The organism is Nonomuraea phyllanthi (assembly GCF_006334985.2).
Classification (GTDB): domain Bacteria; phylum Actinomycetota; class Actinomycetes; order Streptosporangiales; family Streptosporangiaceae; genus Nonomuraea; species Nonomuraea phyllanthi.
The window spans coordinates 292,204-308,745 of the sequence record NZ_VDLX02000011.1 but is presented as its reverse complement, the minus strand read 5'-3'; the positions used below and the strand labels follow the sequence as shown (position 1 = coordinate 308,745).

General features: G+C 71.0%; 15 protein-coding genes. 10 read left to right on the top strand and 5 right to left on the bottom strand.

Annotation, left to right across the window (positions count from 1 at the left end):
- Window positions 1-45: 45 nt before the first annotated feature.
- Complete coding sequence (locus FH608_RS29040; protein WP_139633791.1) at window positions 46-975, top strand: helix-turn-helix domain-containing protein; 930 nt, start codon at window positions 46-48, stop codon at window positions 973-975.
- A 65-nt stretch (window positions 976-1,040) separates the two neighbouring features.
- Here FH608_RS29040 and FH608_RS29035 read toward each other — a convergent pair whose 3' ends face one another.
- From FH608_RS29035 to FH608_RS29015, 5 genes are all read right to left on the bottom strand, one after another.
- On the bottom strand, window positions 1,041-1,985 hold the full coding sequence (locus FH608_RS29035; RefSeq protein ID WP_139633790.1) for a hypothetical protein: 945 nt from the start codon (window positions 1,983-1,985) through the stop codon (window positions 1,041-1,043).
- A gap of 103 nt (window positions 1,986-2,088) precedes the next feature.
- Window positions 2,089-2,694 (bottom strand): GNAT family N-acetyltransferase, encoded by a 606-nt coding sequence (locus FH608_RS29030; protein ID WP_226900008.1) that lies wholly within the window; start codon window positions 2,692-2,694, stop codon window positions 2,089-2,091.
- Entirely contained in the window at window positions 2,691-4,421 is a 1,731-nt protein-coding gene (locus FH608_RS29025) for a glycoside hydrolase family 9 protein (RefSeq protein ID WP_226900007.1), read from the bottom strand. Before FH608_RS29025 ends, FH608_RS29030 begins: the two co-directional genes overlap by 4 nt.
- Window positions 4,418-5,773: a GH1 family beta-glucosidase gene (locus tag FH608_RS29020; RefSeq protein WP_139633789.1), complete on the bottom strand. Its 1,356-nt coding sequence runs from the start codon at window positions 5,771-5,773 to the stop codon at window positions 4,418-4,420. Before FH608_RS29020 ends, FH608_RS29025 begins: the two co-directional genes overlap by 4 nt.
- A 28-nt stretch (window positions 5,774-5,801) precedes the next feature.
- Window positions 5,802-7,439, bottom strand: coding sequence for a beta-N-acetylhexosaminidase (locus FH608_RS29015; protein WP_193318681.1), 1,638 nt, complete (start codon window positions 7,437-7,439; stop codon window positions 5,802-5,804).
- A 181-nt stretch (window positions 7,440-7,620) separates the two neighbouring features.
- On the opposite strand from FH608_RS29015, the gene FH608_RS29010 reads away from it, so the two are divergent.
- From FH608_RS29010 to FH608_RS28970, 9 genes are all read left to right on the top strand, one after another.
- Window positions 7,621-8,568, top strand: a complete 948-nt coding sequence (locus tag FH608_RS29010) for an ABC transporter permease (RefSeq protein ID WP_226900006.1) — start codon at window positions 7,621-7,623, stop codon at window positions 8,566-8,568.
- The gene (locus FH608_RS29005; RefSeq protein ID WP_139633786.1) at window positions 8,565-9,452 is read left to right on the top strand and encodes a carbohydrate ABC transporter permease; all 888 of its coding nucleotides are present in this window, start codon (window positions 8,565-8,567) and stop codon (window positions 9,450-9,452) included. The genes FH608_RS29010 and FH608_RS29005 overlap by 4 nt, the downstream gene beginning before the upstream one ends.
- A gap of 24 nt (window positions 9,453-9,476) precedes the next feature.
- On the top strand, window positions 9,477-11,123 hold the full coding sequence (locus tag FH608_RS29000; RefSeq protein WP_139633785.1) for a type 2 periplasmic-binding domain-containing protein: 1,647 nt from the start codon (window positions 9,477-9,479) through the stop codon (window positions 11,121-11,123).
- A 23-nt stretch (window positions 11,124-11,146) separates the two neighbouring features.
- On the top strand, window positions 11,147-11,881 hold the full coding sequence (locus FH608_RS28995; RefSeq protein ID WP_139633784.1) for a ThuA domain-containing protein: 735 nt from the start codon (window positions 11,147-11,149) through the stop codon (window positions 11,879-11,881).
- Window positions 11,878-12,672, top strand: coding sequence for a sugar phosphate isomerase/epimerase family protein (locus FH608_RS28990; RefSeq protein ID WP_193318680.1), 795 nt, complete (start codon window positions 11,878-11,880; stop codon window positions 12,670-12,672). Before FH608_RS28995 ends, FH608_RS28990 begins: the two co-directional genes overlap by 4 nt.
- A complete protein-coding gene (locus FH608_RS28985) occupies window positions 12,669-13,658 on the top strand; it encodes an NAD-dependent epimerase/dehydratase family protein (protein ID WP_226900005.1) in 990 nt (329 codons plus the stop codon). The genes FH608_RS28990 and FH608_RS28985 overlap by 4 nt, the downstream gene beginning before the upstream one ends.
- A gap of 76 nt (window positions 13,659-13,734) precedes the next feature.
- Window positions 13,735-14,496, top strand: a complete 762-nt coding sequence (locus FH608_RS28980) for a GntR family transcriptional regulator (protein ID WP_139633782.1) — start codon at window positions 13,735-13,737, stop codon at window positions 14,494-14,496.
- A gap of 118 nt (window positions 14,497-14,614) precedes the next feature.
- Window positions 14,615-15,640: an SIS domain-containing protein gene (locus FH608_RS28975; protein ID WP_139633781.1), complete on the top strand. Its 1,026-nt coding sequence runs from the start codon at window positions 14,615-14,617 to the stop codon at window positions 15,638-15,640.
- Window positions 15,640-16,539, top strand: coding sequence for an N-acetylglucosamine kinase (locus tag FH608_RS28970; RefSeq protein WP_139633780.1), 900 nt, complete (start codon window positions 15,640-15,642; stop codon window positions 16,537-16,539). Before FH608_RS28975 ends, FH608_RS28970 begins: the two co-directional genes overlap by 1 nt.
- Window positions 16,540-16,542 lie beyond the last annotated feature (3 nt).

Below are 16,542 nucleotides of genomic sequence, written 5' to 3'. Positions count from 1 at the left end.
AGGGCCACCTTCATCCATCGCCGGCGCCCGCGAGATACTGGGGCGATGGACGATCTCGCGGGCTTTCTGCGCACCCGCCGCTCCCGGGTCGACCCTGCCGGGGCGGGCATCCCGATCGACAGCCGCCGCCGGGTCCAAGGGCTGCGCCGCGAAGAGGTGGCGCACCTGTCCGGGGTCAGCGTCGACTACTACGTACGCCTCGAGCAGGGCCGCGCCACGCAGCCCTCGGAGCAGGTGCTCGACGCGCTCGCGCGGGTCCTCGAGCTCGACGACACCGAACTCTGCCACCTGTACCGCCTGGCCCGGCAGCGCCGCCGCAAGCCGAAGTCGCCCACCGGGCGGCTGCGACCGGAGCTGTGGCGGGTCCTCGACCTGATCACCGACGCGCCCGCGCTCATCGTCGACCACCGCCTCGACGCCGTCGCCGGCAACCGCCTCGCCGAGCTGCTGTACGGCCGCCCCATGAAAGGCCTCAACACGGCCCGGCACATCTTCCTGGAGGAGGCCGGGCGCGGCCTGTACGCCGACTGGGAGCAGTGCACCCTCGACGTGGTCGGGCATCTGCGGCTGGCGGCCGGCAAGTACCCCGAGGATCCGCGCCTGGCCTCGTTGATTGGGGAGCTGGCGATGGGCAGCGAGCGCTTCCGCCGTCTGTGGGCCCGCGCGGACGTGCGCGCGCGGACGTACGGGCGCAAGGCCTTCCGGCACCCCCTGGTCGGGGAGCTGGAACTGCACCAGGAGAACTTCGCGCTGCCGGATGAGTCGGGCATGGAGTTGCTGGTGCTCTCGGCGGCCCCCGGCAGCGCCGCCGCGGACGGCCTGCGGCTCCTGGCCGGCCTGGACGCCGACGGCGGCGTGCGCCCCGCGGCCGACCGCGGCACGTCGATGCCCTCCATCAGGGGTTCCGCTCAGGCACCGGGATCGAGTGCGACACGGAGTCGCGCCACCGCCCATCAGCACGGCGCGGGCGAATAACGCCTTCTTCCTCGAGCCGGCCAGGCAGCCCAGGTCCGGCAGGCCCTGGCCAGGGCGGGCAGGTCTCAGGCAGGTTGGGCCAGCCGACCTATCCGGTCGAGAAGCGCGTCGTCCAGATCCCCCACAAGCATCCCGTTGTCCACCGAGGGCCGACAATGGGGAGTGATCCGCACCCAAGCCGGCGGTCCCTCCTCGTAACCGAAGTGCAGATAGAGCGTCTCCCGTCGTCCACCACCGACTTCCCTGCAGGTGTTCCCGCCCGGTTCGGCGTCCAGCGAGTTCAGCTCCGCCGCCAGTTCACGCGCCTGCTGCTCCCCATGCTCCGGCGCATGAGACGGGCGGGGTGTGGAGCTGCCGATCTGTTCGTCCCGGCAGACCAGCACCTTGATCGCCCCGTCGGGCACCATCCGCTCGTTCTGGCCCCGCCTTCCGGTCCCCGGGTTGCAAGGGCTCTCCCGCTGGAGGAGTTTCCAGGTCCCGGTGCGGTAGGCGGCGGTGATGCTCGGCCCGACGTAGGAACTGGTGACGACCGTGCCGTTGGTGGTCGTGACGCAGGAGTTGACCTCCTCAGCGCTGCCCACCCACAACGCCTGGCCATCGGGGTAGGCGAACCGGATGAGGTAGTTCGTCATGTGCCCGCCCACCAGCGTGCACACCTTCCCGACGCGATCGGTGGTGACCGGGAGGTAGCCCAGCGCGTAGGCCATCGGCTTGGCCTGGTCGGTCAGGGTCCGGGATCCGGCGAGCGACTCGCCGCCCGGATTCGAGTTCTGCCCGGGGTAGGCGCAGATCAATGCGCTGGCCGGCGTACCGGGCACGAGCGAGTCCTCGACCCCGTCGAGGGCGGCGGCATCCGGCACCCAGTCGCCGATCTTGTTGCTGTCCCATCGCTGCGGACACGTGGCCGGCAAGGGTGGCCCCGGCGCGCCGACCGTGCCCGGAACCAGGACGACCGCCGCGAGGACCATGACCGTCGCCGCGGCGACGCCGAACCAGTGGACGGGTTTCACACCGTTAAGGACGTCATCCGCCCGCCGTCGGTTCACCGGACGGGATATCAGGCCGGCGGGGCGAGCCGCACGATCCGATGCCTTGGTTGCCTCTGGAGGCGGCTCAGCCGCGCAGGTCCATCGTCATCGTGGAGCCCCATGGCGCGCGCCGCGCCTCCTGGAAGCCCATCGCCAGGTAGAAGCCGAAGGCCCGGGGGTTGCCGCTGCCGACGCCGAGGTGCAGGCCCGGCACGCCACGGGCGCGCAGGGCATCCGTCAGGGTCGTGATGAGGCGGCGTCCCAGCCCCGCGCCCTGGCCCCGGGGCAGCAGGTCGATGTGCATATGGGCCGGGTGGGCCCGCAGGACGTCCGCCGGGGTGCGCGGCGGATCGTGCAGGTGGGCGACGCGCAGCCAGTCCTCCGTGCCGTCGCCCGGGTCGGCGGCCGGCCGCCGGGGATACCGGGCGCGCAGCCCCGGCCACCACGCCTCCTCCAGCCACTGCTCGAAGGCCGCCGTGTCGGCGGTGGCGACGACGTATCCCAGCAGCCCCTGATCGTCGTACGCGACCCAGGTGAGCCCGGGATCGGCGATCGGGTACGGACCGGCGTAGATGTGCCCGAGCAGTTCCGGGTCCCGGTACAACCGGGTGGCGTCCCGCCCGGAGTCGCCCGTCTCCAGGCACACGCGGTACATGCCGGCCAGGTCGAACGGCTCGAAAGGACGTATCACCGCATCACCGAGACCGCCAGCAGGAACCAGGCGCTGTGCGGAATCCACTGTTCGGCCCACCTCCAGGACTCTCCGCCGGCACGGTGCTCCGGCGGCATGAACGCGATGTCGTGCTCGTCGTCGAACCCGCTGGTGATCCCGTTCAGGATGCCACCGGGAACGTTCTGGAACGCCGTGGAGTACTCCACGTTGTTCCTCCCCCGCCCTTGGAGCATAGAGGCGTCGAACGGGTTGAGCCCGATGATCCACTGCACCTGGTCCTCGGCCAGCACGTGCAGCCGGTCGCGCAGATCGGGCGGGCAGCCGGGCAGCGCGGCGGCGAGCAGCGCGGCGTACGCGGTCGAGCTGATGCCCGCGTTCTCCCCCTGCCACCAGTAGCCGGTCTCGTTCTCGTGCGGGTAGAAGAAGCTCGTCCCGGGTGGCGCGCCGAGCGGCTGGGTGTACTGGCGGGGGTAGCCGAACGGGTTGGGCACCTCGTCGGTCATGGTGACCGCGTCGCGCAGCAGGGTGAGGGCCAGGTCGCGGGCCCGTCCCGCCTCCGGCGACGCCGGCAGGACCTCGGCGAAGCGCATGAGCGCGACCGCCGGCAGCCCGGGCTCGGCCGCGTGGAAGAACGGCCGGTCCTCCACGTCGCCCCGCAGGAAGCCGAATCCCCGCGCGGAGTCGGTGTGGCGGGCGGCCAGCGAGGCGGCCCGGCGCTCGGCCGCCGCGGCGAACACCGGCAGGTGTTCCGCGCCGAAGCCGTGCCGGGCGGCGCCGGCGAGTTCGGTGGCGGCCATCAGGGCGCAGTAGTCGTCGATGACGGACTCGTGCCCGTCGTAGAGATAGTCGGCGTTGTGCCGCTCCAGGTGCGTGAAGCCCCGGTGGGCGGCCGCGAAGTAGTCCTCCGGCGCGAAGTCGCCGTGGTCGTCCTGGACGGCGGCCCTGGCCAGCGCGGCGATGGCCATGCCGCCGCCCTGGCGGTAGGCGGCCTGCCAGCGGGTGGTGCGCACGCTGTTCTGCAGCGGCGCGTTGATCACCCGTTCGTCGAGCCTCTTGGTGAGGGCGTCGAAGACGGCCGTGTAGAAGTACCCCTCCTCGGACTGGAACCGCACCAGGAAGTCCGCGCCGTACAGCCCTTCGTCGCGCATCCTGGCGCCCAGCGCGCCGGACAGCTCCGGGTGCGTCCCGCGCAGGTGGTCGCGGGCGGCCAGGAACGCCCACGCGCACAGCGGGATCTGCTGGGGGTTCATCATCCGGGTGTAGTTGAGGTGGCTGAGGAACTTGCTGTGATCGCCCGAGGCGTCGAGCCACCCGCCGCGGGCGTCGACCGTGCGCCCGGAGTCGTCGAGGTGGAGCCGGGCGTGCCGGTCCTTGCGCTCGATCTCGCCGCTGGAGCGCACGGCCTTGAAGTAGTACAGCACGTCGGACAGCGTCTGGTGGTGGATGCGGCGATCGGCCACCTCGAACGGCGCCGAGCGGACGCCATCCACCTCCACGTGGTACGTGCCCGCGGCCCGCACGTGGCCGAAGTCCAGCCGGGCGAACCGGCCGAGCGACCACCCGTCGACCCGGTGGAGCGGGCCGGGGACCAGCTCCGTCCTGGCGCCGTCGGCCGCGACCAGGCACGCCGACCGGATCTCGGCGGGCCCGCGGGCGAGCACCACGGCCTTCTTCGACCCGGCCGTGTTGTAGCCGAGGTGGCTCGTCAGGATGCTGATCACCGGGCCGCTCACCGGGCCGCTCACCGGGCCGCCCTCTCGGCCGCGATGCGCTCGGCGTAGTAGCGGGCCGAGCGCTTCGGGATGCGCCGCTGCGTCTCGTAGTCCACCCGGACGATGCCGAACCTGCGGTCGTAGCCGTAGGCCCACTCGAAGTTGTCCAGCAGCGACCAGGCGAAATAGCCGCGCAGGTCGACGCCCTGCGCGCGGGCCGCGAGCGCGGCGTCGATGTGGGCGCGCAGGAAGCGCTCACGGTCGGCGTCGTCCACGTAGCCGTGCTCGTCGGCCACGTCGGGGTAGGCGGCGCCGTTCTCCGTGATGTACCAGACGGTTCCCGGGTAGTCGCGCTCCAGGCGCAGCAGCAGGTCGGTGAGCGTCTTGGGGGTGACCTCCCAGTCCATCGCGGTGCGCTCGACGTCGCGCGCGACCGTGGTGGACGCCGGCCAGCCGTTGTCGCCGGTCGGCGCGGCCCGCACCACCCGGGAGGTGTAGTAGTTGACGCCGAGCACGTCCACCGGCTGGCCGATCAGCTCCAGGTCGCCCTCCCGCACGGGGAGCGGGCATCCCAGCTCGGCCAGCTTGCCCGCGATGTCGTCGGGGTAGCGTCCGCGCAGCAACGGGTCGAGGTAGAGCCGGTTGCTCATGCCGTCGTCCCAGCGGGCCGCGGCCAGGTCGGCGGGCGAGTCGCCGGCGGGGATCTTGTGCGACAGGTTGAGCGTGATGCCGACCTCCAGGCCGTCGGCGCGCCCGGCCGCGGCCGCCTTCTCGCGGATGACCTTCGTGGCCAGGCCGTGCCCGAGCAGCAGGTGGTGGACGGCGGCCATGCCGGCGCGGGCGTCCTTGCGGCCCGGCGCGTGCTGGCCGTGGACGTAGCCGAGCATGGCCGAGCACCACGGCTCGTTCATGGTGGTCCACTGATCGACCCGGTCGCCGAGAGCGTCGTAGGCGATCGCGGCGTAGTCGGCGAACCGGTGGGCGGTGTCACGGGCCGGCCAGCCGCCGGCGTCCTCCAGCTCCTGGGGCAGGTCCCAGTGGTAGAGGGTGATCCACGGCAGGATGCCGGCCGCGAGCAACTCGTCCACCAGGCGGTCGTAGAAGGCGATCCCCGCCGGGTTGCCCGGGCCCTTCCCGCCGGGCTGGATGCGCGGCCAGGCCAGCGAGAACCGGTAGACGTCCACCCCGAGCTCCTTCATGAGCGCGACGTCCTGCGGCATGCGGTGGTAGTGGTCGCACGCGACCGCGCCGGTGTCGCCCGCGGACACGGCGCCCGGGGTGGCGCAGAAGGTGTCCCAGATGGACGGGGTGCGCCCGTCCTCGTCCACGGCCCCCTCGATCTGGTACGACGAGGTGGCCACGCCCCAAAGGAACTTCTGTGTCATCGCTTGTGCACTCCTAGATCGGTGATGGTCACGGCTCGCGAGAGATCGACTCGACCCACTTCTTGGTCTCCTCGATCCGCCCGGGGCCGGTGCGCCGCCAGACACCCGTGCCACCGGTCTGCCAGGGGTGGGGCCCGCCGAGCGGACGGTATTCGACGCCGAGGGCGTCCAGCCGGGACAGGTGCGTCCGCAGGCGGCTCTCGAACTCGGCGAGGTCGTCGATGCCGCCGCGCCACAGCACCTCGGCCAGGGCACAGGCGCGCGGGAAGGCCAGGTAGTCGAGGTGCCGCTGGTGAGGAACCCATTCGCTCCACACCTGCCACTGGCCGCCGAGCACCCGGGAGCGCCGCTCGTCCGGCCATCCGGGCGGAGCGGGGGCGAAGGCGGCCACGTCGGCCAGGGTGATCGGACCCCCTTCTGAACGCCGCTCCTCGGGCAGGTCCGACTGGTCGAAGTTGAAGTAGGTCGGGAAGAGCGGGGCGCGGACCACGTCATGGGTCCGGGCGGCGCGTTCGGCCACCTCGTGGCCGCGCCACGCCATGACGATCGTGTCGGGCAGCACGCCGCCGGTGACGAAGGCCTCGTCCCACACCACCATGCGCACCCCGCGGCCGGCGAGGAACCCGCCGAGCTCGCGCAGGAAGTGGCCGTGCATCTGGCGCGGCTCGGCGTATCCGTGCGCCGCCATCTCCGCCGCGATCGCGGGGTCTCCGGCCCACCAGCTCATGTCGCACTCGTCACCGCCGAGATGGACGTACGGCGCGCCGGTCGCGTCGATGATCTCACCGAGCACGTCCCGCAGGAACGCCACGACCGGCTCTGTCGGGCTGATCGAGGATCCGCCCGCCCAGACGGTGTCCAGGACGGCCTGCCGCTCCCCCGGACGGCCGAGCTCGGGGTAGGCAGCGCGCAGCGCGGACGTGTGCCCGGGCAGGTCGATCTCCGGCACCAGGACGATGCCGTGGGACCGCGCATATGCCGAGATCTCCGCGAGGTCGTCCAGGCTGTAGTAGCCGCCGTGCGGGGTTCCGTCCGGCACGCCGTCGGGACCGAGCCGGGTGGAGGGCCGCCAGGCGCCGATCTCGTGCAGGCGCGGGTGGAGACGGCTCTCGACCCGCCAGCCCTGGTCGTCGGACAGATGCAGGTGCAGCCGGTTGTAGCGGTGGGCGGCCAGCAGATCGACGTAGCGCAGCACGGTGCTCTTCGGGAGGAAGTGGCGGGCGACGTCCAGCATCGCGCCGCGCCAGCCGTACGCGGGGGCATCGGCGGCCCTGCCGCACGGCACGGTCCAGCCGCCGGGAGGCGCGCCCGCACGGCGCCAGGTCTCCGTCGGAAGGAGCTGGCGCAGCGTGGTCAGGGCGCCAGACACGCCTTCGGGACCGCCCGCCTCGACGGTGACCTCTCGCTCGGTGATCCGCAGGGTGTAGCCGCCGGTCGGCGTCCCTTCACGAACGCGTACGGCGAACCGTGTGGTCTCAGTGGTATTACCTGGATCGCCCCCGCTCGCGGACGGCGCCGGACGCAGTCCGTCCAGGAACCGCCGGGCGAGCGACGCCACCTCCTGTGAGCCCTCCACGGCGAGCGGCATTTCCGCAGTCAAACGGCATATTCCGGGATGCGGTTCGACCGTCGCCGGGCGCGGGAGCAAGGAGGACCAGCCATTCATCGCACGTTCCCCCATCACACGAAAGGCCTACTTATCACCGGCGAAGGTACTGGTTGTCTTACTTTGGTGCAAGTGGTATCTTCCCGGTACTTCACTGGTATTTCGCCCTGGTCGGGACGTTTCCCGCGGTAGCCCGGCCCATGAAGAGGTGATCATGGCGGTCAATCAGACCCTGCCTCGAGTGAACCCACCACCCGAGAACAAGCTGCACCCCCAGCGGAAAACGCCCTTCCTCACCCGGCTCTGGCGCGACTCGCCACTGCTCGTCATGGTCGCGCCCGCCGTGATCATCCTGCTGCTCTTCACCTACATCCCGTTGCTGGGCAGCGTGATCGCGTTCATGGACTACGTCCCCTTCCTGGGTTTCACCGGGTCGGAGTGGGTGGGCTGGGCCAACTTCAGCTCATTGTTCTCGGACACGGCGTTCTGGAACGCGCTGTGGAACACCGCGCAGATCACCTTCCTGCAGATCGTGCTGTTCTTCCCGGTGCCGATCGTGCTCGCGGTGCTGCTGAACACGGTCGCGATGCCGCTGGCCAAGAGGTTCGTCCAGTCGGTGATCTACCTGCCGCACTTCCTGTCGTGGGTGATCATCGTCGCGCTGTTCCAGCAGATCCTCGGCGGGAACGGCGTGCTGAACCGTTTCCTCATCACGCACGCGCTGACGCCGTTCGAGATCATGTCCAACCCCGACGCCTTCAAGTTGCTGCTCACCACGCAGGCCATCTGGAAGGACGCGGGCTGGGGGACCATCATCTTCCTGGCCGCCATCGCGGCCATCAACCCCGGCCTCTACGAGGCCGCGACCATCGACGGCGCGGGCGCCTGGCAGCGTTTCTGGCACGTCACGCTGCCCGGGATGCGGCCGATCATCGTTCTGATGCTCATCCTGCGGCTCGGCGACGCCCTGACCGTCGGCTTCGAGCAGATCCTGCTCCAGCGGGACGCGGTCGGCCCTGGAGCGGCCGAGGTACTGGACACCTTCACTTACTTCAACGGGGTGGTCGACGGGAGCTGGGGCACCGCCACCGCGGCCGGCCTGCTCAAGGGCGTCGTCAGCCTCCTGCTCGTGCTCGCCGCCAACAAGCTCGCCCACCGGCTCGGAGAGGAGGGCGTCTACCGGCGATGAACTCCCGTCCCGTATGGCTGGGCAAGCCCAAGCCGATCGCCATCGCCCTGAAGGCCCTCGCGCTCGCGCTCATCTGCGCGGTGGTCATCTTCCCCTTCCTCGTCGTGATCTCCACCAGCGTGGCCACCAAGCAGCAGATCGACGCCAACGGCGGCTACGTCATCTGGCCCACGGAGATCTCGTTCGAGGCCTACAAGCAGATCTTCAACGGCACGCAGGTCTCGCGTTCGATCGTGATCAGCGTGGGCGTCACGGCGGTCGGCACCGCCTTCAGCCTCGCCTGCACCGTGCTGGCGGCCTACGGCCTCAGCCGCAGGCAGTCGCTCTTCCAGCGCGGCCTGCTGTCGTTCGTGCTGTTCACCCTGCTGTTCGCGCCGGGCATGATCCCGGTGTATCTCATGGTCAAGCAGCTGGGCATGCTCAACACGTACTGGTCGCTGATCATCCCCACCGCGGTGAGCGCGTTCAACATCGTCATCGTCCGCGGTTTCATCCAGGCGATACCGCACGAGCTGTTCGACGCGGCGCGCATGGACGGTGCCGGCGAATGGCGAATCCTGCGGTCCGTCGTGCTGCCGAATTCCAGAGCGGTCGTCGCGGTCGTGGGCCTTTTCATCGCGGTCGGCTACTGGAACAACTATTTCGGCCCGCTGCTGTATTTGAACGACACGGAGATGTGGCCGCTCCAGCTGGTCATGCGCACGTTCGTGCTGGAGAACAACGTCACCACCAATGCGCAGGCCATTCCCGGATACGTGGCGCCCCCCGCGCAGTCCGTGCAGATGGCGCTCGTGGCGATCGCCACGCTGCCCATCCTGTGTGTCTATCCCTTCCTGACCAAGCACATGTCCAAGGGAATGCTCACCGGGGCCATCAAGGGTTAACGGATCACCGTAAAGGAAGACATCATGGCTAGCAGAATCCCCCGCGAAGGGCTCACCCGCAGGTCGCTGCTGCGGAACGCGGGTCTGGCCGCGGCGCTCGTGCCCATCGGCGGAGCGCTCGCCGCGTGCGGCTCCGGCTCTTCTGGCGGGAGCACGGGCGGCGGCCCGGCCGGCGGCGGCCAGACGGCGCCGATGCCGGCGTACGTGCCGCCGAACAAGCCCAAGCCGCTGTACGAGGGCAACGCCCAGGGCGTCATGGACGTCTACGAGTCCTTCCCCATGGACGGCCCGAAGACGGTGACCGGGCCGATCGGCGACGGCGGCGACTTCAACATCATGATCATGACGTACGGGCAGCCGGCCCCGCCGCTGAACGAGAACGTCTACTGGCAGCTGCTGAACAAGGAGCTCAACCTCAACGTCAAGCCGCTGCAGGTGCCCTTCGCCGACTTCCAGACGAAGTTCCCCGCGCTGGTCGCCGGTGACGACCTGCCGGAGTTCGTCTCCGTACCGATCTTCCAGAACATCTCCCGCCTGCCGCAGCTCGCCGAGGCGCAGTTCACCGACCTGAGCGAGTTCCTGTCCGGCGACGCGGTGAAGAAGTACCCGAACCTGGCGGGCATCCAGGAGGCCGGCTGGCTCAACGGCTACCTCAACGGCCGGATCTACGGCGTCCCCCGCTCCGACCCCGTCTTCACCACGCAGATCTACACCAAGACGGACGTGATCGAGGCGGCCGGCGCCAACCCCCAGCCGAAGAACCTCCAGGAGTTCCGTGACCTGGCCAAGGCGGTCACGGACCCCAAGGCAGGGGTGTACGCCTTCGGCGGCAACATCGCCGGCTTCCTGATGATGATGTTCGGCGTCCCCAACAAGTGGACCCGCAAGAGCGACGGCACGTTCGTCTCCGCGTACGAGCACGAGGCGTTCGTCCCGGCCATCGCCGAGCTGGCCGCGCTGTACAAGAGCGGCGTCTTCCACCCGGACACGGCCACGCTGATCGGCAACAAGACGCAGCGCGACTCGCTCTTCCGGTCGGGCAAGCTCGCCATGGTGCACGACGGCAACCGGGCGTTCGGCATCGTCGCCGACGACGCCAAGCTCGTGTTCGACATCATGATGCCGTTCGGCAAGGACGGCGGTGACGCCGTGCACTGGACCGGCAACGGCGCCTACGCGATCACCATGATCAAGAAGACGACCGACAAGAAGAGGATCGACATGTTCCTCAAGGTCCTCGACTACGTCGCGGCCCCGTTCGGCTCCAGGGAGTCGTTCGTGATCAACTACGGCGTCGAGGGCGAGGACTACACCGTCAAGGACGGCGTGGCCGTGCTGACCACCCGCGGGCAGCGTGAGCAGGACCTCGGCCTGGCCTACATCGCGGGCGGCCCGCAGGTGCTGTGCAACCCACAGGGCGCGCCGGGCGTGGACAAGCTCAACTACGGCTGGCAGCAGAAGGTCGTTTCGACCCTGCTGGACAACCCCGCCGCCCACCTGTACTCGCAGACCTTCAACACCAAGGGCGCCGCCCTGGAGCAGCAGATGCAGGACGCGATCGTCGCGGTGTTCCTCGGCCGCGAGCCCGCCTCCAGCCTGACCTCCGCGGTCCAGAAGTGGAAGACCGGCGGTGGCGACCTGATGGCCAGGGAGTACGCCGAAGCCCGCTGACTCACGGAAAGGAGTCACCCGTAATGAAACTCAGGAACGGGCCCTCGGCGCTGGTCGTCGTCGAGGGCACCGACCTCCACCACGACCTGCTCGGCGCGGCGCTCGCGCTGCAGGAGATCGTGCTCGAAGGCGGGCTGCCCGCGGCCCGCGCCGTCGGCCTCGACCGGTTCGTCGACCCGATGCCGGCCACGGCCGAGGCGGACGTCTACGTGCTCTACCGCTCGTCGGTCACCTTCGACCCCGCGCAGCAGGAGGCGCTGTCAGCCCTGGTGGCCGCGGGCAAGGGCCTCGTCGCGGTGCACGCGAGCAACCTGTTCGGCTTCGGTCCCGGCGGCCTGGACGCCGACCGGGCGGCGTACGAGCTGGTCGGGTCGCGCTACGTCTCCCACGGCGACGCGGGATCGGAGGGCCGCATCGAGGTCTCGGTGCGGGAGGGCCACCCCGTGACCAGACACCTGGACGACTTCGCCATCGACGACGAGTACTACGTGCTGGAGTACGCGCCGGACGTCGAGGTGCTGGCGGAGCGACGCGCGGGAGAGGGCACCGAGCCGGTCGCCTACGTGCGCGAGCACGGCGCGGGCCGGGTGTGCTACACCTCCCTCGGCCACGACGCGCGGGCCTGGGGCAACCCCTGGTTCCGCCAGCTCGTCCGGCAGGCCACGTTGTGGGCGGCAGGCGTCGGCGACGACCTGATCGGCTCCTGGTCCACCCGCTGGCCGCTGGGCAACGCGCGCTTCATCGGGGGCCCGGCGTGAGCGACCAGGTCGTGCCACCGGTCGCCGCCCAGCTCTGGTCACTGCACGAGGACGCCGCCAAGGACCTGCTCGGCGTGCTGGAACGCGTCGCGGAGATCGGCTACGCCGCGGTCGAGCCCATCAGCCTGTACGGCCACGCGCCGTCGGCCGTACGGACCGCTCTCGACCGGCTGGGCCTCGGCGTGTGCAGCATGCACGTCCCGTTCCCGTCCGGCGAGGACGCCCCGGCCGTCCTGGACGCCTGCCGGGAACTGGGCGTCGAGACGCTGGTGTGGAGCCTGGAGCCGGAGGAGTTCGGCACGCTCGACGGCGTCCTGGCGGGGGCCCGGCGGATCAACCGAGCGGCGGCCAACGCGGCGGCGCGCGGCATGCGGATCGCCTACCACAACCACTTCGCCGAGTTCGTCAACGTCTTCGGCGGCCGCCGCGCCTACGACATCCTGCTCGCCGAGCTGGATCCGGCGGTGGTCGTCGAGCTGGACGCCTACTGGGTGGCCGTGGCGGGGGTGGACCCCGTGCCGGTGGCCGCCGGGCTCGGCGACCGGCTGGAGTTCACACACCTCAAGGACGGTCCCGCCACCGGCATGGACGACTACATGGTGCCCTTCGGCGAGGGCTCGGTCGACGTGGCAGCCGTCGCGCGGGCCAACCCGGCGGTCAGGTGGGCCATCGTCGAGGCCGACCGTTCCCACCAGGACATGTACGCGCTGCTGCGCGCCTGCTACGACTTCCTCGTCGGCGCCGGCCTGGCGACCGGCCGCCGGCCCGTGGACACCGGGGGTGCGTCGTGAGCGGGCCTCGGGTGCTCATGCTCGGGGGCACGGGGGTGCTCAGCGCCGCCTGCGCACGCCGGTTCGTCGCCGACGGCTTCGACGTCACCATCGTGACCAGGGGCCGCACCACCGTGCGGCCCCTGCCGGAGGGCGTGCGCCGGCTGACCGCCGACGTGCACGACGACCCGTCCATGCGCGCCGCGCTGGGCGACGAGACCTTCGACGCGGTCGTCACCTTCATCGGCTACGTCCCCGCCGACATCACCGCGGACGTGGCCAGGTACGCCGGCCGCACCGGGCAGTACGTGTTCGTCTCGACCGGCTCGGTGTACGCCCGTCCCGTGCCGGACCTCCCGGTCACGGAGTCGTCGGCGCGGCGCGCGGGGAACTTCGACTACCCGGCGCAGAAGCTGCGGTGCGAGGAGGAGCTCGAGCGGGCCTTCCGCCACGAGGGTTTCCCCGCGACGATCGTGCGGGCGGCGCACGTCTACGACGAGACGGTGTTCCCCACGCTGGCCGGCTGGACGGTGATCGACCGCTGGCGGCGGGGCCGGCCGGCCATCGTGCACGGGGACGGCACCTCGCTGTGGAACCTCACCCACGCGAGCGACTTCGCCGTGGGACTGGCCGGTGTCGTCGCCCGCCGCGCCGCCGTGGGAGAAAGCGTGCACATCACCTCCGACGAGCTGCTCACCTGGGACGGAATTCACCAGTGCCTGGCCAGGGCCGCAGGGGTGGAACCGAGGATCGTGCACCGGTCCAGCACGGACATCGGCCGGGAAATCGCCTGGATGGGCACCGTCCTGCAAGAGGATTTCCGGCACTCGATGATTTATGACAATTCCAAGATTAAGCGGCTCGTTCCGGGCTTCTCGGCGCGGGTGCCATTCGAGAGGGGAGCCCGGGAGATTCTCCGATGGTTCGGCGCGGATCCGTCCCGGCAGCGGGTCGACGCGGAGCTGGACGCGGCGTTCGACCGTCTTGCCAGTGATTGTGATGGATAATGGTATCCGGCACGGGTCCGGGACGAGAATGCCGCTAGGTTCGTCGAGGAAACAGAAGCTGGGGACAGGGAAAGACATGGACGCGGTGAACACGTCGCCTCAGGGGCCCCTCATCGCTCCCGAGAGTCCCGAGCCGTTGTGGGCGCAGGCGGCCGAGCTGATCGAGCGCCAGGTGCGCGAGGGAGTCCTTCCCGCCGGCAGCCGGCTGCCCGCCGAGCGGGAGCTCTGCACCCAGCTCGGCATCAGCCGGGTGACGCTCCGCCGCGCCCTCCAGCACCTGGTCGAGCGCGGTGTCATGCGGTCCTCGCACGGTCGGGGGTGGTACGTCGCCGCCCGTTCCGATCGGGAGTGGCCGAACTCCCTGGAGTCCTTCACCGAGACCGCCCGCCGCAAGGGCCTGGTGCCGACGTCGCGGGTGCTGCGCGCCGAGATCAAGCAGGCGTCCCTGGACGAGGCGGACGAGTTCGGCGTGGCGGCCGGGGCCGACCTCTTCCTGCTGGAGCGGGTGCGCATGCTGGACGGCGTGCCGATCGCGGTCGACTCCTCCCGCGTGGCGGCCAACCTCGTGCCCGGACTCTCCTCCGTCGACTTCACCCGCGCGTCGCTGCTGGAGGAGCTGGCGGCGGCGGGCGCGGAACCCGTCGTGGCCGAGTCCACCATCGAGGCCAGGGGCTGCGCCGAGGATCTCGCCGAGCCACTGGAGCTCAAGCCGGGCGATCCCGTCCTGATCATGACCCAGTCGATGATGGACGCCGCGGACCGCGTCGTGCTCGTCTCGGCCATCACCTACCGCGGCGACCGCTACCGGCTGCGCACGTCGTTCGTGCGCGGCTCCTGACGCCGGGCCACCTCCCCACCCACCACACCGGTCCTTTATGGCCTTGCCTGGTATTATGTGGTCTTAAGTTTGCTTTGAGTGATTTCTTACTGGTACGCCCCCGAGAGGAAACAACGATATGACCGGGGTGAGAATCCCGTACCTGGAAGGACGAGCGCGCCAGCCGGCAGCGCTGGAGAGGATCGCGGCCAGGGTCGCGGCCCAGCTCCCCGCGCTCGGCGACGTGCTCGCCCCGACCGGACGGCCGGTGTTCGTCGGCATCGGGGCCAGCTACGCGGCCCTGACCCTGCCGGTCGGGCTCCTCGCCGAAGGCGGGATCCTCGCCCGCAGGGAGCTCGCCGGCGAGCTCGGCCCCGGTCTCGCCCTCACCGACGCCGACCTGATGCTCGCCGTCTCACAGTCGGGACGCAGCACGGAGACCCTCGATTCGCTGTCCCTGATGCCGCAGGGGCGCCGGGCCGCGGTGGTGAACGTCGTGCCCTCGCTGCTCAGCCAGGCCGTCGACCACTGCGTCGACCTCGGCAACGAGCCCGACAGCTACGCCTCCACCATCGGCTACACCGGCACCCTGGTCGCGCTCGCCATGATCGCCCGCACGCTCCTCGGGGCGGGCGCGGCCGAGGCGGCCAAGGAGTGGGACGGGATCGGCGCCGTACTGGAACGGCACGAGGCGGCACTGGCTCCGGTGGTGGACGAGGTGGCCCGGCGGGCCGCCGGCGTGGTGGCCGCGGACGTCGTCTCCTCCGGGGCCTTCCGCGCCGTCTCCGAGTCCGGCGCCCTGCTGCTGCGCGAGGTGTGCCGGGTGCCCGCCTCCGCGCTGGTCACCCGCAACTACCTGCACGGCGAGATGGAGTCGGCCGGGGACACCCTGCACGTCATCATCGGCGACGGCCGCGAGCTGGAGCTGGCCGGGAGCCTGGCCGCCGCCCGTCACCACACCCTCTGCGTGACCTCGGCCGACCTCTCCCCCTCCGAGCACCTGCACGTGGTGCCGATCCCGGCCGCGGCCTCGCTCCCCGTGCGCGTCGTCCTCGCCGCCGCCGTGCTGCAGCGCCTGGCGGGCTCTCTGGCGCAGGCACGCGGCGTCGAGATCGAGGACTTCGTCTTCCACAACAGCGACACCAAGATCGAGGAACAGGTCTGATGAACCCGGTCGTGGCCGGCGTCGACGTCGGCGGCACGAAGACGCGGATGCGGCTGCTCGACCTGGCCGCCGGCGAGGTCGTCGCCGACCGTACGGTGCCGAGCACCGGCTGGCAGACCCGATCGTTTCCCGCCGCCGCCACCTGGCTGGCCGAGCGGCTGGCCGCCCTGCCCCGCCCCGGCGACGAGGTGGTGCGCGTGGTGGCGGGCGCGCACGGTTGCGAGACGCCCGAGCATTGCGACCGGCTGGGACGCGAGCTGGAGTCGGCCCTCGGCCTGCCGGTCACGGTGGTCAACGACGCCCAGCTGCTCGTCCCCGCGGCGGGGCTGAGCGCCGGGATCGGGCTGGTCGTGGGCACCGGCTCGATCGCCGTGGGCAGGCACCACGAGACCGGGGCCCATCTGTCGGCCGGCGGCTGGGGCTGGGTGCTCGGCGACGAGGGCTCCGGCTCGGCGCTCGTACGCGACGCGGCCCGCGCGGTTCTCGCCCGGGCCGACGACGGCGCGCCGCTGGAAGCGCTCGGCCGGGCCCTGCTGCGCTCCTACAGCGTGTCCGGCCTGCCCGAACTCGCCGCCGCGATGAGCTGGGACGGCGGGGTGGAGACGTGGGCCGAGCACGCGCCCGCGGTGTTCGCCGCCGCGGCCGAGGGCTCCGCACCGGCGGCCGACGTCATCCGCCAGGGCGGCGCCGCACTGGCGAACCTGGTGGCCCGGCTGGCCCGGCGAGGCGCGGAGACCGACGCCGTAGTGGCGGCGGGCGGCGTGATCGTCGGCCAGCCGTCGCTGTTCGCGGCGTTCGAGAAGGAGCTGACGTCGCTGCTGCCGGGGGTGACCGCGACGCTGCTGCGTGAGCCGCCGGTCGCCGGGGCGGTCGAACTGGCCCGCCGCCTGGCGGTCTGAACC